This is a genomic window from Parabacteroides caecihominis (assembly GCF_023656785.1).
GTDB lineage: Bacteria > Bacteroidota > Bacteroidia > Bacteroidales > Tannerellaceae > Parabacteroides > Parabacteroides segnis.
On record NZ_JAMOKS010000035.1, the window covers coordinates 32,713 to 54,609 of the forward strand.

General features: G+C 44.0%; 17 protein-coding genes and 1 tRNA gene. 10 read left to right on the forward strand and 8 right to left on the reverse strand.

Translation table 11 applies throughout. The features are described from left to right. Positions 1-3 precede the first annotated feature (3 nt). The 5 genes from NBH14_RS22725 (at position 4) to NBH14_RS22745 (ending at position 6,554) form a co-directional block, all read left to right on the forward strand. Positions 4-1,035, forward strand: a complete 1,032-nt coding sequence (locus NBH14_RS22725) for a DUF6340 family protein (protein ID WP_186961351.1) — start codon at positions 4-6, stop codon at positions 1,033-1,035. Positions 1,036-1,102: 67 nt separating this feature from the next. After that, complete coding sequence (locus tag NBH14_RS22730; RefSeq protein WP_186961350.1) at positions 1,103-1,564, forward strand: hypothetical protein; 462 nt, start codon at positions 1,103-1,105, stop codon at positions 1,562-1,564. 56 nt (positions 1,565-1,620) lie between these two features. Continuing rightward, positions 1,621-1,693: transfer RNA gene (locus NBH14_RS22735), tRNA-Thr, on the forward strand. A gap of 1,095 nt (positions 1,694-2,788) precedes the next feature. Next, positions 2,789-5,692: an ATP-binding cassette domain-containing protein gene (locus tag NBH14_RS22740; RefSeq protein ID WP_186961349.1), complete on the forward strand. Its 2,904-nt coding sequence runs from the start codon at positions 2,789-2,791 to the stop codon at positions 5,690-5,692. A 34-nt stretch (positions 5,693-5,726) separates the two neighbouring features. Beyond that, entirely contained in the window at positions 5,727-6,554 is an 828-nt protein-coding gene (locus NBH14_RS22745) for a hypothetical protein (RefSeq protein ID WP_186961348.1), read from the forward strand. A gap of 77 nt (positions 6,555-6,631) precedes the next feature. Here the strand turns inward: NBH14_RS22745 and NBH14_RS22750 are convergent, their stop codons facing one another. The 6 genes from NBH14_RS22750 to NBH14_RS22775 form a co-directional block, all read right to left on the reverse strand. Then, positions 6,632-7,795 carry a PP2C family protein-serine/threonine phosphatase gene (locus tag NBH14_RS22750; RefSeq protein WP_186961347.1) on the reverse strand — a complete coding sequence of 388 codons (1,164 nt, stop codon included), beginning with the start codon at positions 7,793-7,795 and terminating at the stop codon, positions 6,632-6,634. 14 nt (positions 7,796-7,809) lie between these two features. Then, complete coding sequence (locus NBH14_RS22755; protein WP_128133952.1) at positions 7,810-8,646, reverse strand: sensor histidine kinase; 837 nt, start codon at positions 8,644-8,646, stop codon at positions 7,810-7,812. Next, entirely contained in the window at positions 8,639-9,760 is a 1,122-nt protein-coding gene (locus NBH14_RS22760) for a sensor histidine kinase (protein WP_186961346.1), read from the reverse strand. Before NBH14_RS22760 ends, NBH14_RS22755 begins: the two co-directional genes overlap by 8 nt. A gap of 1 nt (position 9,761) precedes the next feature. Beyond that, on the reverse strand, positions 9,762-10,169 hold the full coding sequence (locus tag NBH14_RS22765) for an ATP-binding protein (RefSeq protein WP_128133951.1): 408 nt from the start codon (positions 10,167-10,169) through the stop codon (positions 9,762-9,764). A 21-nt stretch (positions 10,170-10,190) separates the two neighbouring features. Continuing rightward, positions 10,191-10,490, reverse strand: coding sequence for an STAS domain-containing protein (locus NBH14_RS22770; RefSeq protein ID WP_186961345.1), 300 nt, complete (start codon positions 10,488-10,490; stop codon positions 10,191-10,193). An 83-nt stretch (positions 10,491-10,573) separates the two neighbouring features. Next, entirely contained in the window at positions 10,574-13,258 is a 2,685-nt protein-coding gene (locus NBH14_RS22775; protein ID WP_007654540.1) for a calcium-translocating P-type ATPase, PMCA-type, read from the reverse strand. Positions 13,259-13,472: 214 nt separating this feature from the next. Between NBH14_RS22775 and NBH14_RS22780 the strand changes: the two genes are divergently transcribed. Next, a complete protein-coding gene (locus NBH14_RS22780; RefSeq protein WP_186961344.1) occupies positions 13,473-13,970 on the forward strand; it encodes a DUF4251 domain-containing protein in 498 nt (165 codons plus the stop codon). Here the strand turns inward: NBH14_RS22780 and mnmL are convergent. Then, complete coding sequence (mnmL, locus tag NBH14_RS22785; protein ID WP_186961343.1) at positions 13,954-14,886, reverse strand: tRNA modification radical SAM protein MnmL/YtqA; 933 nt, start codon at positions 14,884-14,886, stop codon at positions 13,954-13,956. The genes NBH14_RS22780 and mnmL overlap by 17 nt on opposite strands. Before the next feature lie 167 nt (positions 14,887-15,053). Between mnmL and NBH14_RS22790 the strand changes: the two genes are divergently transcribed. From NBH14_RS22790 to NBH14_RS22800, 3 genes are all read left to right on the forward strand, one after another. Continuing rightward, the gene (locus tag NBH14_RS22790) at positions 15,054-17,228 is read left to right on the forward strand and encodes a S9 family peptidase (RefSeq protein ID WP_186961342.1); all 2,175 of its coding nucleotides are present in this window, start codon (positions 15,054-15,056) and stop codon (positions 17,226-17,228) included. Then, a complete protein-coding gene (lipA, locus tag NBH14_RS22795) occupies positions 17,228-18,073 on the forward strand; it encodes a lipoyl synthase (protein WP_186961341.1) in 846 nt (281 codons plus the stop codon). The genes NBH14_RS22790 and lipA overlap by 1 nt, the downstream gene beginning before the upstream one ends. A gap of 64 nt (positions 18,074-18,137) precedes the next feature. Further along, entirely contained in the window at positions 18,138-19,256 is a 1,119-nt protein-coding gene (locus NBH14_RS22800) for an NUDIX hydrolase (RefSeq protein ID WP_186961340.1), read from the forward strand. 9 nt (positions 19,257-19,265) lie between these two features. On the opposite strand, the gene NBH14_RS22805 is transcribed toward NBH14_RS22800, so the two are convergent. Beyond that, a complete protein-coding gene (locus NBH14_RS22805; protein ID WP_186961339.1) occupies positions 19,266-19,760 on the reverse strand; it encodes a metallophosphoesterase family protein in 495 nt (164 codons plus the stop codon). 58 nt (positions 19,761-19,818) lie between these two features. Between NBH14_RS22805 and NBH14_RS22810 the strand changes: the two genes are divergently transcribed. Then, positions 19,819-21,888: an RNA degradosome polyphosphate kinase gene (locus NBH14_RS22810; RefSeq protein ID WP_186961338.1), complete on the forward strand. Its 2,070-nt coding sequence runs from the start codon at positions 19,819-19,821 to the stop codon at positions 21,886-21,888. Positions 21,889-21,897: the final 9 nt, after the last annotated feature.

Below are 21,897 nucleotides of genomic sequence, written 5' to 3' on the forward strand. Positions count from 1 at the left end.
GTGATGAGAGTTGCGTATTGTTTATTGAGTGTTTGCTTATTGGCATCCTGTAGTTCTGTTAGCTATGTGGGTATTGATACTTACAACCCTGCCGAAATAACATTTCCGAAAAGTGTAGGAAAGATTCTTGTTGTGAATAACGCTGTTCCTCAGCCGGATGATGTCGGGTGTGAGTTCAACCTGTTTGGTGACAAGGTGGATACTTGTAAGGTGAAAGCCGACAGTGCCCTGTTTGACGTTTGTCGCGGACTGGGCAGGTCGATGGCAGATATGTCCTATTTTAATGACGTTCTTCTCTATCACGATGCTGTCCGCAAAGATGATGTTTATTACGAGGATAAAAAATTGACTCAGGATCAGGTACAGGCATTATGTGACGAAACCGGATCGGATGCAGTAATTTCCCTGGACCGGATGTTGTTTGAGTCCAGGAAAAATGTGGTGGCTTTTGCTGAGGGTTATGTGGAAGGAGAGATCCAGGTGAAAATGTCCGGTGTTGTGCGTGGTTACCTTCCCAACAGGCCGAATCCCTTAGCTACTGTCTATGTGGCTGACAGCCTTTTCTTTATGGAAGACGCACCGAATCTGATCCTTCTTGACAGATATTTACCTTCATCCGAAAATGCTTTACGTGCTTCAGCCGAATACATTGGAGCGAAGGCCAGTCCTAATTTTGTACCTCACTGGAATAGCGAAACGCGCTGGTATTATAATGCTATGGGATCCCGTTGGAAAGAGGCTTCTGCCTATGCGCAATCAGAAAAATGGGATAAGGCAGCTGAACACTGGATGCATCTCTATGAAAAATCGAACAGTCCGAAAGCCAAAGCCAAAGCTGCTTCCAATCTGGCGTTGGGCAATGAAATGAAGACCAACCTGGACGAGGCCTATGAATGGGCAAATAAATCATACGAATTATTTAAGAAAAGCGAAGGTGAGGACGGTAAGAATACTAAACTGTTAGCACTTTATATAGAAGTGTTGCGCAACCGTATCCGTTCCGATAAAAAACTTAACATGCAATTTGGTGAATAATATCATATATTCTCCGAATTATTATTACTTTTGACAGACGATTCGAAAAAAGAATAAAAAAAGAGTTATGAGTGCAAATAATGCAAAGATTCAGTCTGTCCTGGAGACAACATTTACTTCTGCTATCGGTAAGCTGACAGCTGAAGATTCTAACGGCTATTACAGCGATTTATATGTTCAGGCGGATGCTGAAAGCGGAGAACTGCAAATCTATGATGAAGATGAACGGTTACTGGATAAGGTTATCGTCTTTGATTGGGTAGGTTGTCCTTGTGAAGAAGAGCAATTCAATAAACAGGTAGCCAACACCGTAAAATCTGTGCTGACTCTTTTAGTTGCGAAAACTGTTTTTGAAAGTCCCCATATCATGAAACCTTTCTCTATCAGTCTGACGGATGAGGATTTTGTTGTAATAGAGGAACTTCTCTTCCTCGATGATGAAGTATTACGGGCAGATGATCCGCTGTTGAAAGATTTAGATGCAGATTTAGATGATTTTTTGACAAAACTTCTTTCAGATGTCGAATAGAGTTTTTATCTTTGCGCCCGGATTGAAAAACAAGTAGCAAAGTAATATATAAAGTTGCCGAAATAGCTCAGTTGGTAGAGCAACGCATTCGTAATGCGTAGGTCGCCGGTTCGAGTCCGGCTTTCGGCTCTCTTCTTAATAGTAACATAAACAGCGACTTAATGGTCGCTGTTTTCTTTTTCTTAGCGTGCAATCTTTTAAAAAAACGACAATTTACCTGTGTATAGGCATTTAGTTTGTCGCAGCGTTTGTCCCAAAAAACAAAAGATTATGGCCGATTTTCTTTGAATAATTTACAGTTCTTGCCATATTATTAATTGATTAATGAGACAAATATATATAATAACTATCTGAAGTGATCTTCTTCAGATTCATCTTCCCACCAATAATTCTCATGCCAGCTACTCGTTTCAGTTGGGTAAGGAAGTTTAAGTACAATTATCTGTTTATTGACTGGTTGTAACTGGCTCCCCTCTCGAGAGGGGAGCCAGTTACAACCGGTCAATAATCGGATAGTTCAAAACTGACAAATAGTGAATCATATCCTAAAATCAAAATACTTTCTCAGAAAAAAATAAATAGTCTATAGTATCTACAATATCTACAATTTACTCCTGAATGTTTTATAAATAAGTATCTTATGTGATGGTTGCAGGTGACAGAATATCTACAATTATCATCTTCTATCTACCACTTTATGCATTGTTTTGCTTTTCGATGGAGAAAGGGGTAGGGATGAATAAAAGTTTCTTGCGGAGGAAACTTTTGTTTTGTGCTGTCTAAACTTTTGTTTTCTACGCACAAAACAAAGGTTTAGACAGCATAAAAACAAATAAGCCATACCGGACAGCAGTAATGGACATAGAGATAATGGTAATACCTCACAAGTGTAAGATGATTGCATGTAGTCTTTGAAAGGTGGCAAATAGTGGTAGATGCCGTCCTGTTGTTGTAGATGTTTTTTTATCTGCAACCATATTGTAATTAATTGATAAATAGAAAATTATTCCTAGTGTTGTGGATGTTGTAGATAATAATAAGGAATGAGTTCAATCATTGCGTGTTATTCGCCCCCCTTCAAGGACGTCCCCTTTGGCGGATATGCTAATCCTTTGGTGATTCTTGTTGCTGACACCTCTTTTTCAGAATAAAGCATTTTAACTCTGCCAAAGGGGACATATTAGCATATTAAATTTTATCTTTGCCTGTAAATTATTATTATATATGAATGAGACCATTCTGAACGGTTTGTTGAATCTGTTTGCTGTCTTTGCTTCGGCTGTACGTATCGAAGAACAACAGGCGAGCCGTGCAGTTCATTTCTATTTATCCAGTCATTTCGGTGTCCGTTCCCATAAAGAGTATATTGAGTTATACAGTGAGTTGCGCAGCATGTACGATGATCCGCTTTTTCCTGTAGATAAGGAGAATGTGATACGCAATATCTGTGAACAGATGAAGGTGAAGCTGGTGGCGGAAGAACAGTTGCTTCTTCTGGTCCGCTTTGTGGAGTTCGCCTATTCGAACTCGGAAGAGTTTGAGAATCATTTGCCACTCTTTCATCTGGTGGCTGATATTTTTGCTATTCCGCAAGAAGAGTTTGACGATATACTTGCTTTTATTACCGGAAAGCCATCTTCTTCTTTATTGACTATCAGTGGAGAGGAGGCCGCCATAGGGAATCATATCACTCGTAAAGGGATGGACGGTTTTATTCGTGTACTCTTTATCCGGCGGTTTGACAAGCAAATCTTTACTTACTATGGTTCAGGTGTCGTTTTCATGAACGATATTCCTTTGTCGCCGGGTATCTTTTATGCCTGGCAGCATAGTAGCGTGTTGAAGGGACCGTTGTTTCTTCCGGTTTATTACAGTGATCTGCTGACCGTATATAATAAGAATGAACGGAAGGAAGCCATATTCCTGAACGGTAGAGATTTGAACTTTACTTTTAAGAATAGTACCAACGGTTTGCATAACTTTTCTTTTAACCTGGAATCGGGCCAGTTGGTCGCGATAATGGGAGGAAGCGGAGTCGGTAAATCTACTTTGTTGGGTATCATGAACGGGAATATCCGTCCCGATGAGGGTACTATTACGGTGAACGGTTATCCGTTGGATGCTCCCGAAGCCCGTCAGTTGATCGGTTTTGTTCCGCAGGACGACTTGTTGATAGAAGAACTTACCGTGTATCAGAACCTTTGGTTCACGGCACGTCTCTGTTTTGCCCGTCTTTCGGATCAGGAAATCAAAGCGCGGGTCGAAAATGTATTGAAAGAATTGGACCTGGAAGGGATAAAAGACCTGGAAGTTGGTTCCCCCATCCGTAAAACGATCAGCGGGGGACAGCGGAAACGGTTGAATATAGCCCTTGAACTGATCCGTGAACCGGCTATCCTGTATCTGGACGAGCCGACCTCCGGGTTATCTTCATCGGATTCCGAGAAGGTTATCATGTTGCTGAAAGAACAGACGCACCGGGGAAAGCTGGTCGTTGTCAATATCCACCAGCCATCATCTGAAATCTATAAATTATTCGATCGTCTCTGGTTACTGGACCGGGGAGGTTATCCCATTTATGACGGAAATCCGATCGAAGCGATTATTTATTTCAAGCAAGCAGCTAAATATACCGATCCGGATATCAGTGTTTGCAGTACCTGCGGGAATGTGAATCCGGAACTGATTCTGAATATTATCGACTCGAAGAAGATCGATGACTCCGGAAACCAGACGAACATCCGGAAGTTTACACCTGAAGAATGGCACGAGAAATATATTTCGTCGCGTCCGTCCTATACACCGGTTGAGGAGAAGGAACTGCCTGACAGCAAGCAGAAAAAACCGACCTGGTTCAAACAGTTTTGTATTTTCCTGGAACGGAATATCCGGACAAAACTGGTTAATAAGCAATATCTGGCAATTACGTTGCTCGAAGCTCCGTTGCTGGCGCTGATCGTTGCTTTGCTTACCCGGTATGTCGATGGTGACGAATATACTTTGCTGGCTAACAAGAATTTTGTGTCTTATATCTTTATGTCGGTTATTGTGGTCACCTTTATGGGATTAAGTATAAGTGCCGAAGAGATTATAAAAGACCGGCCTGTCCTGAAGCGGGAACATTTCCTCCGGTTAAGCCGTAGCAGCTATCTTACATCTAAAATGGTTTACCTGCTGGGAGTATCCGGATTTCAGTCCTTACTTTTTATTTTAGTGGGAAATACGATCATAGGGGTAGGATGGGAGATGTTTGGTGTCTGGTGGAGCATTCTTTGGATAACTTCTTTTCTAGCAAACCTGACGGGACTGATTTTGTCACAGTCGATGAACTCTGTCGTTGCGATCTATATAACCATTCCTCTTCTATTGATCCCGCAGATATTGCTTTGCGGATTGGTTATCAAGTTTGATGATTTGAATACCAGTGCTTCAAAGGAAAATAAGGTCCCGTTGATCGGTGATATTATCCCTTCGCGTTGGGCTTTCGAGGCCTTGATGGTAGAGCAATTTGCCGATAATGCTTACAATCAGGCTTACTTCCCGATAGAGCGGGAAAAATATCTGGCGCAGTATTATGAAAATATACATTCGAAAGAAGTGCGTCGCTTGGCTGAACAATTGGAGGGAAAAGATGATCCGGACAAACGTCTGACGGTAGAAAATGAACTTGCCGTATTGGGACGTGCCGCCCGTATCGCTCCCCGTAGTGAAGGTGAAAGTTTTCTGTCGTATCTGGATAAGGTAGATTCGGCTTTGCACGAGCGTGCTCGTAACTTTACGGCTTATCTGGATCAGATACAGGAAAAGGATATACGTGAAAAAGGGAGTGAATGGGTAACCGAACAGAAGAAAAAGTATCATAATTCAGCTATCGAAGACCTGGTTATGGGAGCCGGTAGCCGTAACTTTTATAAAGAGCACGGGAATCGTATCTATCCGGCCGTCGGTCAGATTTATATAGTGCCGGATAATCCGTTTGGCAGGGCTCCTTTCTATTCTTATGAGAAAAAACTGGGCAGTATGTTAATTTCTACCTATAATTTTAATTTATTGATTATAGGTTTCTTTGCATTATTAGCTATTATCGCTATATTCGCAGAGTTTCCGGGACGTCTGAAAGAAGAATAAAAAAGCTGGAATATAAATTATTAAATAAAGTAACATGAAAAAGAGTGTAATAAGCGTGCTTGCAATAGCCGCATTAATGGTGGGCATGATTTCCTGCAACGGAGCTAAAAAATCAAATGAAGCCGAAAAGACGGAAGAAGCTGCCGTTATAGCAGGTAAAGCACCGAAAGATTTGTTAACCGAAGAAGTAAAACAGGAAACTGTTAAATTCCTGGCTGATATGCCGGAGTCAGAAATTCCTTATCGTTTGTCCAGCGGTGAAGTTCAGGTAAAAGTGGGTGATTTAACTTATATGTTGCCTGTTGCTAAAGCTGCCGAACTAAGTACTGCTACACAAAAAGCGCGTGCACTCGGTATGTATATGGCTGATTACAATGTATTGAAAGCGATCAGTCAGCCTACTGCAGAAGTAGAAGGAGCCATTGTAAAACTGGCTACAGACTTGAATGTTTCTTTTGTACTCGATATACTGAAAGAGGAAGCTCCGAAAGATGCAACCAAAGAACAGTTGCAGGCTTTCATGAATGCACAGGAAGATAAGATCATCGGCAAGATGGCTGCCGAAAACAAGATTGATGTACAGATTGAAATCTTAGGTGCCTCTTCTGCTGAATATGCTTGTCTGCTTGCCAACCCGACATTGGTTATCAAAGGGGATGCTACATCTGCCGGACTTTCTGAGAATATGCTGAAACGTGTGACTATGCTGGAAGAAGTAGTAGCCGACCTGGCTTCTTACTATCCTGACCTGCAACAGTTGGGTACAACTATCAGCCCGTTGAAGGAAAAAGTCGGAACTATCCAGGATGCCAGAGCTGCTAATGCAGAGATTATGGGTATCCGTGATGCTTTACTGAAATAAGTACATATATATAATGTATATAAAAAAGGAGATGTTCCGACCGGGGCATCTCCTTTTTATTATTCTGTGGAAGTCTTTTATCCCTGATAGGTAATAGACAACAAGGTGATATCATCTGATTGTACGGCTCCTACAACGAATTTTCCTACCGTTTCCGTTATTCTGTCTACAATTTCTTTGGGACTCTTTCCGATCAACTCCCGGCAGTTTTCCAGCAAACGTTTTTCGCTGTACTGTTCGTGGCAGCTATTCATCGCTTCTGTTATTCCGTCCGTATAGAGCAGCAGGTTGTCGCCGGGCGATAACTGCAATGTCTTTTCGTGATAAGTCATGTTTTCTACACCACCCAATATAAAGTCGTTTGTGAGCGGAACTGATACAACCGTGTTGTCTGCCTTCATTAGAACCGGAGGATTATGACCGGCATTACAATATGTAACAAGACCGGTATTTAGGTTCAGTATTCCGTAAAATGCTGTTACGAACATTTCATTAACGTTCTCCTGGCAAAGGAAAGTATTTGAGCGTTGCATGCACATGGCTGCCGAGTTTTCCGTCAGTGCAATTGTCCGGATGACAGTCCGGCTGATCGCCATAAAGATGGCAGCCGGGACACCTTTGCCGGCAACGTCTGCAATAACAAATCCCAAACGGTCCTGGTCTATGCGGAAGAAATCGTAGAAGTCGCCTCCCACATATTTTGCCGCATTCATATAGGCATAGATATCGAACGTTTTCAGTTCGGGAAACGGAGGAAATGTTTTCGGCAGGATCGTTTGCTGAATCTCCTGGGCGATGTGAAGGTCGTTACGGATGGATTCCAGTTGCGAATGCTCCTGCTGTGCTTTTTTGATGAATGATATTTGTTCGGCTGCCTTTTCGATCGTACGTTCCAGGTCTTCCAGATTGATCGGTTTGGTCGTGAAGTCGAATGCTCCCTGGTTCATGGCACTACGGATATTGTCCATATCTCCGTAGGCTGAAACCATGATGCATTTTAGAGCCGGATTTTGCATTTCGTTGATTTTGGCAAGCAAGGTCAGTCCGTCCATTTCCGGCATATTGATGTCACTTAATATCACATCGAAATCCGGTTGGACAAGCATCAGTTGAAGTGCTTCCAGTCCGTTGTGCGCAAAATAGAATTCATATTCTCCTTTCTTTATCTTGCGACGGAAATATTGGGTAAGCAACCTTTCCAGGTCTAATTCATCGTCTACACTTAATATTTTTATAGCCATGACTTTTGTCTCTGTTATTGTTGGATAGGAATAGAAATGGTAAAACGGGTATATTCGCCGGGGCGTGAATCCATCCCGATCGTACCGTTATGTTTTTGTTCGATAATCGATTTAGTGATCGACAATCCGAGGCCGGTGCCTTCACCGATCGGTTTTGTCGTGAAGAAAGGCGTATAGAGTTTCTTTTTTGTCTCTTCCGAAATTCCTTGTCCGTTGTCTTCTATGCTCAGGTTTATACGGTCACCCTCTTTTTTCAGGCATATCCTGATGGTTGGCTGATAGGTTGCATCGGCTATCTCTTTCGACTTGCTGAACACGGCGTAGCAGGCATTGTTCATCAGGTTGAGTATGGCGCGGCTGAAATCCTGCGGAATAACTTTTACCAATGGCAGGTCGTCGGCATACTCTTCCTGTATCGCGACATTGAAACTTTTGTTGTTTGCTCTGACCGCATGGTAAGAAAGCCATACATATTCTTTGGTCAGCTGATGCAGGTCGGTCGGGATATATTCGTCGTCTTTGCCGCGTGAATAAAGCAGGATACCGCGCACAATTCCCGAAGCCCGGTTGCCGTTCTCCTCTATCTTGCTCATATTACCTTCCAGGTCAGACATGATCTCTTTGATCTCTTCGACTGAGTCTTCCGGTAATGCGTCCCCGAGTTCATCCAGGACTTCCTGCATATCCTTTAGTAACTTTTGCGAAACTTTGCTGAAATTGATCACGAAATTAAGAGGATTCTGTATTTCATGTGCAATGCCGGCACTCAATAATCCGAGTGAAGCCATCTTCTCCTGCTGGCTGATCTGTTTCCTCAGCCTCTCAATTTCTTTTTGGGTGTTCTCATTCATTGTTAATCCTTTTTTGACTGATAGGAATTGTAATTAAGAATTCAGTATAGTTATCCTTTTCGCTTTTTGCCAGGATCGAACCCTGGTGGTTGAGGATAACTTCACGGCAGAGATACAACCCGACACCGGCTGCTTCGGCAGAAGGTTTGGTTGTAAAGAATGGTTCGAATATCTTATCCTTGATACTGTCTTCGATACCGATCCCGTTGTCATAGATACTGATAAATACGGTATTGTTGCCTCTTTCTTCCAGTTTTATAGTAATAAAAGGAGAGAAACTTTGTTTTTGCAGTTTACGGAGCAATGCATAAATACTGTTTTTAAGAATGCTGCCCAGTGCCTTGTTCATCTGTTCGATATTAATTTCAGCCATGACCGGCTTTTCGGGGCATTCTATATGTATCTGTATCTGATTTTCTTCAATTTCTTTTTTGAATAGTTTGTTAAGGACATCGACGTTTACTTTGCACAGGTCGCACAGGTCGGTCGAAGTCACATCGCCATGCCGGTCTTTCAACAGCTCTTCCATCGCTTTGACAATGCGGACGGTGTTGCAGCCATGTTCATTGATCTTTTGCAAGTTGCCTTCTATCATGTCGAGTATTTCGATGCTGTCTTCATAGATTTCTTTCGTCATGACAGATTGCTCGTCCGTGATGTTGCCTTTCAGGTCTTTGATCAGGTTTGCCGACAGGCCGGCAAAGTTATTGATGTAGTTCACCGGATTCAGGATACGGTCCACCAACCCTTGTGTAAGTTGCCCTACAGTAGCCAGCTTCTCTTTTCGTACCAGTTCGTCCTGAGCCTTGGCAAGGGCATCCAGTGCTTGCGACAGCTTTTCGGATTCTTTCAGTACCTGATCCCGCTGGATACGGAGTTCGATGGTACGTTCTTCCACTATTTTGGCCAGATATTCTTTTTGTTTCAGCTTCTTCCGTAGACGTCCCTTTAATATATAAAGAACGATCTGCACGACCAGCATGATGCCGGGAACTGTGTCCCAGTCATAGTAGAAACCCGCAATAATGAGTATCCAACCTGCCAGCGTCAGTTTTTCTATGATGCGCAGCTGTCTTTTGAGGGAAGCTATCTCTTTTATATCGAAGTCGGCCATATTACTGAATTTCTTTGGTCATTGTTAATCTATTCTTTCCTTCGGAACGCTCGTATCTGACATCTGTCATCAGTTGTTTTACCAAAAAGATGCCTAGTCCGCCGATCGGGCGTTCTTCCAATGGAAGTGTAATATCCGGCTCCCGCGTTTCCAAAGGATTAAATGGGATGCCGTTGTCGGTTATGACTATTTTCAATAGTCCGTTGTCGCACCCCATATCAATGCCTATATCTCCTTCCATACCGGGATATGCATATTGAATAACATTTGTTACAGCCTCATCCATTGCCAGCTTTATCTGCATTAGCAGTGCTGTGTCGATTCCGCAACTCTTGGCCTGCATTTCCAGAAAATCATACAGGAGCGCAAGTTGTTCCGGATCATTTTTAATGTGTAGTGTGCTGGTCATTCTACCGGAGTTTGAATCTTGTTATTCAATGGTAAGAAAAGAAGAGAAACCTGTTATTTTGAATATCTCCATAATGCTGTCCTGGATATTCCTCAATACAAATGTTCCGCCTTTCTGGCTCATCTTTTTTTGCAGAATGAGAAGCAAGCGAAGTCCGGCACTGCTGATATATGTGAGTTTTCCACCGTCAAGCACCACATTTTGCGCATTACCTTCAAGTATATTGGTAATCTCTTTTTCCAGATCAGGTGAACTCAGTGTATCCAGCTGTCCGGAAAGACAGATTACTGTCTCTGTTCCGTGCTTTATTTCTATTTCCATATATCTTTTTGTTTTCTATTTGAGCAAATGTAAATATTATAATCAAACTCAGCAAGTTATTCTCTGAATTTGTTTATTCCGGCTTACTTCTTAGTAAGCCGGCTGATGCCTCGTGCAATTTCACCTATCCAGAGAACCAGCGAACTGGAACCGATGATGATACCCCAGTCTTTTAAAGACAAAGGAACCACATTGAACATCTCTCCGCCAAACGTAACGATCAGATACTGACCGATAAGGATAAGCAGGGCTACAAACAGGAAGCTCTTGCTCTCTTTCAGGTTGGCGAATGCTGAACGGCCTTCCATAAATGCCTTGGCATTGAACATATTCCAGAACTGAAGCATTACAAAGAAGCTGAAGAACCATGACAAGTCATGCGGCGTCAGTCCTGTCTGTGCATGGAAATAGTATAATACTCCCATTAGGATCAGCACGAAAGCAATACCTACTCCGAAGATGTTGTATGCCATCGGCCGGGTGATGATAAAGTCGCCATCTTTTCCGCTTCGGCGGGGTTTATCCTTCATAACCCGTTCGTTAGGGGGCAGGGAAGCCAATGCTCCGGCGGCAAATGTATCCATGATCAGGTTTACCCATAACATCTGCGTGATGGTAAGCGGTGATTCGGTCCCGAACAGCGAACCTAACAATACGATCAGACAGGCTGCCACGTTGATGGTTAACTGGAATAAGAGGAACTTCTGGATATTACGATACAAGGAACGTCCCCACATTACGGCACGTGTGATACTTCCGAAAGAGTTATCCAGGATCGTGATGTCGCTGGCTTCTTTGGCTACAGAAGTTCCGTCTCCCATGGAAAGACCCACCTGGGCGGCTTTCAGGGCCGGAGCATCGTTGGTTCCGTCGCCGGTTACGGCAACTACGGCACCTTTCTTCTGTAATAACTGTACCAGGCGTTGTTTGTCGGTAGGACGGGCGCGGCACATGATTTTCAGATCCAGCACGCGGTCGAGCACTTCTTCGTCGGTCAGTGCTTCAAAGCCTGGACCTGTGATGATGTTGCGGTCGGTATCTTCCGGTTTCCAGGTTCCGATCTGACGGCCAATCTCACGGGCCGTTCCCGGAGTATCACCGGTTACGATCTTTACATCAATGCCAGCATTCAGACAGCTTTGTACGGCAGCCGGAACATCTGCACGGACAGGGTCGGAGATCGCAACGATTCCCAGATAGGTCAGGTCGGTATTATGCAGGCGACCATTGACGAAGAACGATTCGTCCTGTCCGTCTTCAATAATCTGATAAGCAAAACCGAGTGTACGCATTGCCTGATTCTGATAATCCAGCAGTTGTTTTTCAATATCGGCCTTGCAGGCATCTACCGGTTTATAAGTGTTGTCAATGGCTACACGTTGGCTGTTTGCCAGTACAATTTCCGGTGCCCCTTTTACGTACAGTACTTTTTTACCCAATAGCGGCGACTTAACGACTGTCGCCATATATTTCCGTTCGGTCGAGAAGGTCAGCTGGTCCATGACCGGCGCTTCCTCCCTTAATGTCAGGTAGTTTTGTTGCTGGCTGTTCAGCCAAAGCAATAAAGCTGCTTCGGTAGGGTTACCTAATGTCTTTACTTTCTCTTCCGAGAAGTCGAGGAAGGCGGTCGAGTTAACGGAAATGCCTTCCTTAATAAGGTTGCTTAGTTCATCGTCTCCCAGTTTCTGGTCTTTGAGATTATAGAAATTGGTCTGGTAAACCTGCATTTGGTTTTGGGTCAGCGTACCGGTTTTGTCGGTACAGATAACCGTAGTCGCCCCCATCGTTTCGCAGGCATGCATTTTGCGGACCAGGTTGTTTGTCTTGAGCATGCGGTTCATACTCAGGGCAAGGCTGAGGGTTACGCTCATCGGCAAACCTTCAGGGACGGAAACTACGATCAGGGTTACTGCTATCATGAAGATATTCAGTATATGGGAGATCAGATCCATGACCGGCATACCCGATGAACCGAGTAATAATTTGATCAGCAAGGCAATAAAAGTAAGCCCGGCAACCGTATACCCTCCTTTACTGATTACGGCGGCAAGCCCTTTCAGCTGTATCTGGAGCGGAGTCTCTATGTCGCTTTCAATCTGCGAACCTTCATATACTTTACCATATCCGGTAGCGTCTCCCACCAGTTCGACTTTCATGACTCCATGCCCGTCGACAACAGTTGTTCCCCGCATGACCATATTGGACGGATAGGTCGCTTCAGGATCGAATTCGGCTTCGTTGGTTGTTTTACTGATAATAGGTTCCCCGGTCAGTGTCGATTCGTTGATTTGCAGAGATATAGCTTCCAGTAAATGACCGTCGGCAGGAATTTCCTCTCCGGTTTCCAGTACGACGATGTCGCCGACAACGACTTCTTTTTTGGTTACCTGGCAGATATTTCCTTCGCGGATCACTTTGACCAGCGTATCGTCATTGACGGTATTCAGCACATCGAATGCTTTGTTTGCTTTGAGTTCGAAGAAGAAACCGACACAGGATGCCAGCATGATGGCAAAGAATATACCGATCGGCTCCAGGAAAGCGGTAAAACCTTTCGCTTCCGGTCCCCAGCAATGTACGCCGGCAATAATCATTGATAACAGCCATGCTACCAGCAGAATCTTGATGATCGGATCATTAAACTTTTCGAGGAATTGACTCCAGAGAGAGGCTTTCTCTGGTGGAGTGAGGATATTTTCGCCGTGAAGGCGCCTGCTTTCTTCTACTTCTTGTTTGGTTAAGCCTTGATACTGATGTTTTTTCTCCATAAATTTGTTTAATCTGATTCAGAAAAATGAGTAGACAAATTACGTAAAGTTGGCGGACATACGCAAGTGCTTTGGTTTTTAATTGATGATAGAATATAACAGTAATGTTTTGTTAACCGTTTGTTGTGTTAATTTAACGAACAGGAGGTAAACCTTTGGTCTGTTCAGATTGTCTTATACATAGAAGCAAAATGTGTGTTATTTATTTAAGGTTATGAAGAATGTTAGGTTATTCTGGTTATTGGGGATTGTCCTTTTATTAGCAGGACAATCCCTTTATGCTCAAAGTAAAAAGGAAAAGCGGGAGCAGAAGGCAAATGAAGTGAAAGAATTAATAGATAGTAAACGGTTTACGGTAAATGTAAATCGTGCGATACCCATGGGAGGACGTTCACTCAATCTGACGTCTCCCTACTCTTTGGAAATGCGCGGTGACTCGGTTATTTCCTATCTTCCTTATTTCGGAAGGGCTTATTCGGCTCCTTATGGTGGCGGTGACGGGTTACGTTTCGAAGAATCAATTACCGATTATCAATGTTCTTTTAATAAGAAAGGAACCGCTCAAATACAGTTTCGTACCCGAAGCGATGACGATACCTTTGCATTCAGTGTGCAGGTGTTCTCAAATGGCTCCGCGACAATCAATGTGACGCCTGTCAACAAACAGAACATCACATTCTATGGGGAACTGGCTCCTAAGAAAAAGGAATAAATAATCGTCCTTGCCGTGCATTTCTTTCGGCAATACGCTTATTTACTTTTGCAGTAAATTCGAAGTTCTTAAGTCCCCAGTCGGGAGCGATTAACAGCTCTTTCGGGGATTGCGATACAAACCTCTCTACCACAATAGAGGGGTTTAATTTTTCTATGAAGTCGATTACCAGGTCGATATATTCGTCGGCCGTATAAAGATGGAACTCTTCAGGATGTTCGGCATATTCTTTGGCCATGCGGGTGTTGCGAATCAGTTGCAGTTGATGCAGCTTCAAGGTGGTTACGGGCAATCCGGATAACCGGTCGGCATGGTGTAATATCTCTTCCCGGCTTTCTCCCGGTAAACCCAGAATCAGGTGGGCACCGGTGTAAATGCCCCGTCCGGCTGTCCGGCGGATAGCGTTTTCCGACTCTTCATAGGTATGTCCGCGGTTGATGCGGAGCAACGTTTTATCGAGTGTGCTTTCCAGTCCGTATTCTATCATGACGAACTTTTCCCGGGAAAGTTCTGTGAAATAATCCAGCAAAGCATCCGGCATGCAGTCCGGGCGTGTTCCGACGATTAACCCGACTACACCGGGATAAGATAACGCTTCTTTATATTTGGCTTTCAGCGAACTGAGTTCATCGTATGTATTGGTGTAAGCCTGGAAGTAGGCGAGATATTTCATCTCCGGATATTTGCGGGAGAAGAAGCGGATTCCCTCTTCTAACTGTTCAGTCACACTCTTTTCCGTATGGCAATACTCCGGACTGAATGTTTGATTATTACAATAAGTACAACCGCCCCATCCTTTCGAACCATCGCGGTTCGGACAGGTGAAGCCTGCATTTATAGAGATTTTCTGCACCTTACAGGGGAATACTTTCCGCAGGAAATCTCCGAAATCATTATAAGGTTTTACGTTTTCCATGGGGCAAAGGTAATTTATAATGGTTAATGACCAATGTCCGGTGGTTAATTTAATGATAAAATGCCCGGATAACCAGGCTCCGGTACATAATTTACCTTTAATGGTGAACGGTTTACCGTGATAAAATACTAACTTTGCAGCCTATTCAAAATAAAATAAAAGTATTCATGAGACGATTGGGTGTTGGTTTCTTGCTTTCATTGGCGATAATTGGAAGCGTATCTGCTCAGAACGGGAGCAAACGTGTCGATTTAAAAGAAATTACAGATGGAAAGTTCCGTCAGGTAACTGCTATTGGTGAAATGCGGTCGCTGCCGGATGGAGAACATTATACAGCAATGAATAAAGACCGGAGTATGATTATCAAATACTCCTATCGTACAGGTAATCCGGTGGACACGTTGTTCAATGCCCGGACTGCCCGTGAATCCACATTCGATGATTTTGACGGATACGATATCAGCAGTACCGGCCATCATATCCTGGTTTGGCGGGAAACCGAACCGATTTACCGTCGTTCTTTCAAAGCGATGGTATACGATTATGACGTGCGCCGTAACTATGTAAAGCCTGTTTCCGATTCGAAGAACAAGCAGATGATTCCGACTTATTCGCCGGACGGACGCATGTGTGCTTATGTCGTGGATAATAATATATGGATTCGTAAGTTTGACTATGATACGGAAGTACAGGTTACCAAAGACGGTGAACTGAACAAAATACTGAACGGTATTACCGATTGGGTATATGAAGAAGAATTTGCTGTAACTAACCTGATGGCCTGGTCGCCCGACAGTGAATATCTGACTTATGTGCGTTTCGATGAAAGCGAAGTGCCGGAATATTCCATGCAGATGTGGGGTAACGGACTGTATCCGGGATATTATAATTTCAAGTATCCGAAAGCAGGCGAGAAGAATTCGAAAGTAACGGTTCATTCTTATAGCGTAGCGACAAAAGATATCAAAGAACTGAAAGTGCCGGTGGAAGGTGATTATTATATTCCGAGAATTACTTTTACTACCAATTCCGACCAGTTGGCTGTCATGACGTTGAACCGTCAGCAGAATGTTTTCAATATGTATTATGTGAATCCGAAGAGCGGCGTATCCCGTCTGATTCTTCGCGATGAGAACAAATGCTATGTGGATTCCGAATGGCTGACTTCCATTCATTTCAATCCGAGCGGGTTTACTTACGTCAGCGAACAGGATGGCTATTCCCATATTTATTTGTATTCTCCGACGGGTGTTATGCAACGCCAGGTAACGAAAGGTAACTGGGACGTAACCCGTCTGATTGGCTATGACGATGCCACTAAGGTTGTATATTATGAATCGGCCGAAGAGAGCCCGTTACGTCGTTCTGTTTATAAGATTGACCAGAAAGGCGTAAAGACAAAACTGTCGGAAGGAGAGGGGACGAACAATGCCGACTTCAGTGCGAACTACGCTTATTTCGTCAATAATTATTCGAATGCAAATACTCCCGCAGTGATTACCGTCAACGAAACGAAGTCGAAAAAAGTACTGCGTGTGTTGCAGGATAATGCTGCTTTGAGAGAAAAATTAGCAAATACATCATTCTCTAAAAAAGAATTCTTCAAGGTGCATACAGCATCTGATATTGAGCTGAATGCCTGGATCGTTAAACCGGTCGATTTCGATGAATCGAAGAAATATCCAGTGTTGATGGTACAATATAGTGGTCCTAACTCGCAACAAGTACTGGACAAATATGGTTTTGACTGGGAACATTACCTGGCTGCGAACGGAATCATCGTAGTCAGCGTGGATGGCCGGGGAACCGGTGCACGTGGTGAAGCCTTCCGCAAATGTACTTACTTGCGGATGGGTGATTTGGAATCCAGAGACCAGGTGGAAGCAGCACAAGCGTTAGGCAAACTGCCGTATGTGGATGCAAAACGCATCGCCATCTGGGGCTGGAGCTTTGGCGGATACAACACATTGATGTCGATGAGCGTGGGTAACGGTACATTCAAGGCCGGTATCGCTGTCGCTCCTCCGACAGACTGGAAATATTATGACTCGGTATATACCGAACGTTTTATGCGTACGCCAAAAGAAAACTTCTCGGGCTATGCTGCAACATCGCCCATCCGGCTGGCAAAAGACTTACAGGGTAAGCTGTTGCTGGTGCACGGAACTGCTGACGATAATGTACACTTCCAGCAGACGATGGATTATGCAGAAGCATTGGTACAAGCCGGTAAACAGTTCGATATGCAGGTTTATAAAGACCGTAATCACAGTATTTACGGAGGAAATACCCGTTATCATCTGTATACCAGGATGTCTAACTTTTTATTGGATAACTTATAATGTCAGAACATGTGAGAAAGCCGGATTGGCTAAAGATCCGGCTTGGTGGGAACGAACAGTTTACAAAGACGAAAAGCATTGTTGAGTCTCATTGTCTGCACACCATTTGTACAAGTGGAAAATGCCCGAACATGGGAGAATGCTGGAGCCGGGGAACTGCTACGTTTATGATTGCAGGCGATATCTGTACCCGTTCCTGTCGATTTTGTAACACGCTAACAGGCAAACCGCTGCCGCTGGACCCGAAAGAACCGGCGAATGTGGCGGAAAGTATTCGCCTGATGAACTTAAAACATGCAGTGATAACGTCGGTCGATCGTGATGATCTTCCCGACTTGGGAGCCCAACATTGGGTGGATACCATCCGGACCATCAAAGAGGTAAATCCGGCCACCACCGTAGAAGTCCTGATCCCTGACTTTCAGGGACGCCTTGAACTGGTGGATCTGGTAGTGGAAGCTGCTCCCGAGATTATATCGCATAATATGGAAACCGTGCGGCGTATCAGCCCGCAGGTTCGCAGTGCAGCCAAATACGATGTCAGCCTGGCTGTCCTGTCCCGCATAGCCGGACAAGGTGCGACGGCAAAGACCGGTATTATGGTTGGTTTGGGCGAAACCCCCGAAGAAGTATGCTGTCTGATGGACGATGTGCTCGATGCAGGTGTTTCCGTATTAACAATTGGTCAATATTTACAACCATCCAGAAAAAATATTCAAGTAACTGAGTACGTGACCCCTGATCAGTTTAATGTCTATAAATCAATCGCTTTGGAAAAAGGTTTTCGCATGGTAGAGAGCGCTCCGCTGGTCCGTTCCTCTTATCACGCTGAAAAGCATGTTTAATTACCAAAACTTTTAACAAAGTGGGTTGTTATATATTTAAAGTGCGAAGAAAGGGGGAAAGGGTATGAACAAAGTTAAGAAAGGATTAGACAATCAAGCCATTGGTCTATTGCCATTGTTGCTTTTTATGTTTTTGGATAATTATTTTTCTTATCTGTTGTCTTTCATTATCGGCGTTACCTTCTGTTTTGTATGTATTTTTCTGTATCAGGTGTTGAGTAAGGATAAGGTATATCAATTTTTATTGTTGCCTTCTGCAATTACTTTAGTATTGTATTCCGTCTTTCTCTGCTTGAAACTGGAGCCCGTATTGTTTATTTATTCTCCGTTGATTACGGAGGTGCTGTTGGTCGTAGTACTGGCGTTTATCGGTTTTAGCCGGCGCTTTGTATTAAAGAAGATAAGGACTTCAAAGCACCCGACTTATAAACGGACTTTAATGCGTACGACGCTGAATGAATTCTATTTCGTTTCCCAGCTGGTCCAGAATTTGTATACATTACATCTGTTTGTCATCCTGGTTTACAGTATCCTTCCGGATACGATGCAGAATGTACATGCGGAACGTTTCCTTTACAGGGAACTGGGGGTATTGATTGGAGTACTGGTCATTCTGTATGAGCAGGTACGTTTATCGTTGATGCAAGGTAGTTTACAGAAAGAAATGTGGTTACCGGTGTTGAATGAGGGAGGAAAGGTTATTGGTTGTATTGCGCGTTCGGTCAGCCGCACGTTGCCTAAGAAGTACTACCATCCGATCGTCCGGATTGCCGTCATTCATGACGGAATGCTTTATCTGATGAAAAGGAGTAAAGATGCGTTCGTATCTCCGGATACGATTGATTACCCTTTCCATAGTTATGTACTGTTCAGGCACAGTATTGAAAGTACGGTGCGTGAATCGGTTGGCGAACTCGCCGAACAGCAGGATGTAAATCCCCGTTTTCTGATACGTTATACGTTCGAGAACGAGAAGGTGAAACATCTGGTATCGCTTTACGTGATCTGTCTCCGTACGGAGGAACAGTTGGGTCAATGTAAGCGGGCTGGCGGGAAGTTATGGACAGCCAAACAAATTGAAGAGAACCTGCATACCGGTGTATTCAGTGAATATTTCGAACAGGAATTCTCTTATCTTCAGAACACAATTTTACTGGCAGAAAGTTTCTGCTGTGGTAAGTAAGCTGGGTATCTATCGGATACCCAGTTCGATTACTTCAAGGTCTTTTATATTTTTGCCGTCAATCACAAAACGGACAAGGGTACGGACTTGATGGAAGCCGCTTTTGCCGGCTGCGCCCGGATTGATATATAAACAATTCAGGGATTGGTCGAAGGCGACTTTCAGAATGTGCGAATGACCCGCTATGAACAAGTTCGGGCGGGTATCGTACAATTCTTTGCGGATAGCCGGGTTGTAACGGCCCGGATAGCCGCCTATATGCGTCATCATCACATTTACTTCTTCCGCTTTAAAATGAGCCACTTCGGGATATTCCAACCGGAGCGATTGCCCGTCTATGTTTCCATATACCGCCCGGAAAGGTTTCAAAGCAGCGAGCCTTGCTGCCAGCCCGTCCGAACCAATATCTCCTGCATGCCATATTTCATCGCATTCTGCAAAATATTCCGCATATTTATCATCCCACCAAGCATGGGTATCTGAGAGAAGTCCTATTTTAAGCATAACTATTTCTTTTATTCTGCAAAAGTATCTATATTTACGCATCTAAGAATAGAATACGATGGAGAATTCATATAAATACTTTAAGCGCGACGTTAGTTGGCTGTCTTTCAACTATCGGGTTTTACTCGAGGCGGAAGACGATACGTTGCCCGTCTATGAGCGGATTAAATTCTTGTCTATCTATTCTTCCAACCTGGAAGAATTTTACGAAATACGTGTGGCCGAGCATCGCGGGGTGATCATGAAAAAGAATTTTACCGAAGAAAGCGGTGCCGAGGCCGAAGAAGTGTTGACCGAGATAACAAATGAAGTAAACCGCCAGCAACGTGAATATTATCGGATTTTCTCTGAAAAGATATTACCGGAGTTGAACCGGCAGAATATCTATCTCTATCAGGGAAGCGAACCTGAACCATTCCATGAAGAGTTCGTTCATAACTTCTTTAATGAGGAGGTCTTTCCGTTCCTGTCGCCTGTCATGATACAGGCGGGGGATATCCGTACCTTTATCCGTGACCGCCGTCTGTATCTGGTGATCCGTATGGTAAAGAAAAGCAAACGGAAGCCGGAAGGAGATCAGGCGCCTGAATATCATTATGCACTGATGAAGATACCCTATGCCAAGGTACCTCGTTTTATAGAGTTGCCGCAACATGAAGGGAAGTTCTACATCATGTTTATCGATGATATTATCCGTGCGAACCTGGCGAATATCTTCCCCGGATATATAATTGACAGTTGTTACAGTATCAAGATATCCCGTGATGCCGATATTTATCTGGAAAATGAAAAAGGTAATATCGTTGAAAGTATCCGGAAGAAAGTGAAGAAACGGAAGATCGGTGCCCTGAGCCGTTTTATGTACGACCGGGCAATGCCGGACGATTTCCTTTCCTTTATCTGTGAGGCTTTCGGCATTACCCGCGATGACTTGGTCGTAGGGGGGCGTTACCTGAATTTGCAGGATCTGGCTAAATTGCCCAATCCCAAAGGGAAGGAGTTGGAGCAGAAGATTCCGACGCCTATGCGTGTTTCTTATCTGGATGAGAAAGGTTCCGTATTCCGGGCAGTGAAGAAGAAAGATATTTTGCTGCATTTTCCCTATCAGTCGTTCGATTATCTGATACGTTTCCTGATGGAAGCCGCGTTCGATCCGAAAGTGGATGAGATAAAGATCACCCAGTATCGGGTGGCGGAAAATTCGGCCGTCATCAATACGTTGGTCAGTGCGGCGCAGAACGGGAAGAAGGTAACGGTATTTGTTGAACTGAAAGCCCGCTTCGATGAAGAGAATAATATGAGTACGGCTGAACGGATGGAGCAGGCGGGCATACGTATTATTTATAGTATTCCCGGATTGAAGGTGCATGCGAAAGTGGCGGTTATCATCCGGAAAGATCCGGATGATGGAAATAAACGGCGTGATTTCGCTTATCTCAGTACCGGCAATTTTAATGAAAAGACTGCCCGGGTCTACTCGGATATGGCCTTGCTTACCTGCAATGACGAGATCATAACGGATATAAATAAAGTGTTTGCCGTGCTGGAAGGGAAAATGGCGGAGCCTACTTTCCGGCATCTGCTGGTTGCCCGTTTCAACATGGTGCCCGAACTGATCCGTATGATCCACCGTGAGATCGAACATGTGAAGCTGGGACGTAAAGGACGGATCGTGTTAAAGATGAACGGGCTGCATGACCAGAATATGATAAACGAACTGTATCATGCCAGCGAGAACGGGGTGGAGATCGACCTGATCGTAAGGGGCATCTGTTGTCTGGTTCCCGGACAGCCTTACAGTGCCAATATCCGGATCACCCGGATTGTCGATATGTTCCTGGAACATTCCCGTATCTGGTATTTCTATAATGACGGCAAGGAAGATGTTTATCTGACATCGGCCGACTGGATGCGTCGTAATCTGAACCGCCGGATAGAAACGGCTTTCCCGATACTGGTTCCCGAAATAAAACAGGAAGTGATCGACATTCTGAAGATACAGATGCGCGACAATGTAAAAGCCTGCCTGATCGACGAGCAGCTGCATAACAACTTCAAGCATAATGAGGAACCGGTGAAAGTCCGTTCCCAACTGGCTATTTATGAATATTTGAAAAACAAATCGTGAATAAGATCG

Coding starts and splice junctions, on each gene's coding strand:
- NBH14_RS22725 (WP_186961351.1), top strand. CDS start 4: ATGAGAGTTGCGTATTGTTTATTGAGTGTTTGCTTATTGGCATCCTGT.
- NBH14_RS22730 (WP_186961350.1), top strand. CDS start 1,103: ATGAGTGCAAATAATGCAAAGATTCAGTCTGTCCTGGAGACAACATTT.
- NBH14_RS22740 (WP_186961349.1), top strand. CDS start 2,789: ATGAATGAGACCATTCTGAACGGTTTGTTGAATCTGTTTGCTGTCTTT.
- NBH14_RS22745 (WP_186961348.1), top strand. CDS start 5,727: ATGAAAAAGAGTGTAATAAGCGTGCTTGCAATAGCCGCATTAATGGTG.
- NBH14_RS22750 (WP_186961347.1), bottom strand. CDS start 7,795: ATGGCTATAAAAATATTAAGTGTAGACGATGAATTAGACCTGGAAAGG.
- NBH14_RS22755 (WP_128133952.1), bottom strand. CDS start 8,646: ATGAATGAGAACACCCAAAAAGAAATTGAGAGGCTGAGGAAACAGATC.
- NBH14_RS22760 (WP_186961346.1), bottom strand. CDS start 9,760: ATGGCCGACTTCGATATAAAAGAGATAGCTTCCCTCAAAAGACAGCTG.
- NBH14_RS22765 (WP_128133951.1), bottom strand. CDS start 10,169: ATGACCAGCACACTACACATTAAAAATGATCCGGAACAACTTGCGCTC.
- NBH14_RS22770 (WP_186961345.1), bottom strand. CDS start 10,490: ATGGAAATAGAAATAAAGCACGGAACAGAGACAGTAATCTGTCTTTCC.
- NBH14_RS22775 (WP_007654540.1), bottom strand. CDS start 13,258: ATGGAGAAAAAACATCAGTATCAAGGCTTAACCAAACAAGAAGTAGAA.
- NBH14_RS22780 (WP_186961344.1), top strand. CDS start 13,473: ATGAAGAATGTTAGGTTATTCTGGTTATTGGGGATTGTCCTTTTATTA.
- mnmL (WP_186961343.1), bottom strand. CDS start 14,886: ATGGAAAACGTAAAACCTTATAATGATTTCGGAGATTTCCTGCGGAAA.
- NBH14_RS22790 (WP_186961342.1), top strand. CDS start 15,054: ATGAGACGATTGGGTGTTGGTTTCTTGCTTTCATTGGCGATAATTGGA.
- lipA (WP_186961341.1), top strand. CDS start 17,228: ATGTCAGAACATGTGAGAAAGCCGGATTGGCTAAAGATCCGGCTTGGT.
- NBH14_RS22800 (WP_186961340.1), top strand. CDS start 18,138: ATGAACAAAGTTAAGAAAGGATTAGACAATCAAGCCATTGGTCTATTG.
- NBH14_RS22805 (WP_186961339.1), bottom strand. CDS start 19,760: ATGCTTAAAATAGGACTTCTCTCAGATACCCATGCTTGGTGGGATGAT.
- NBH14_RS22810 (WP_186961338.1), top strand. CDS start 19,819: ATGGAGAATTCATATAAATACTTTAAGCGCGACGTTAGTTGGCTGTCT.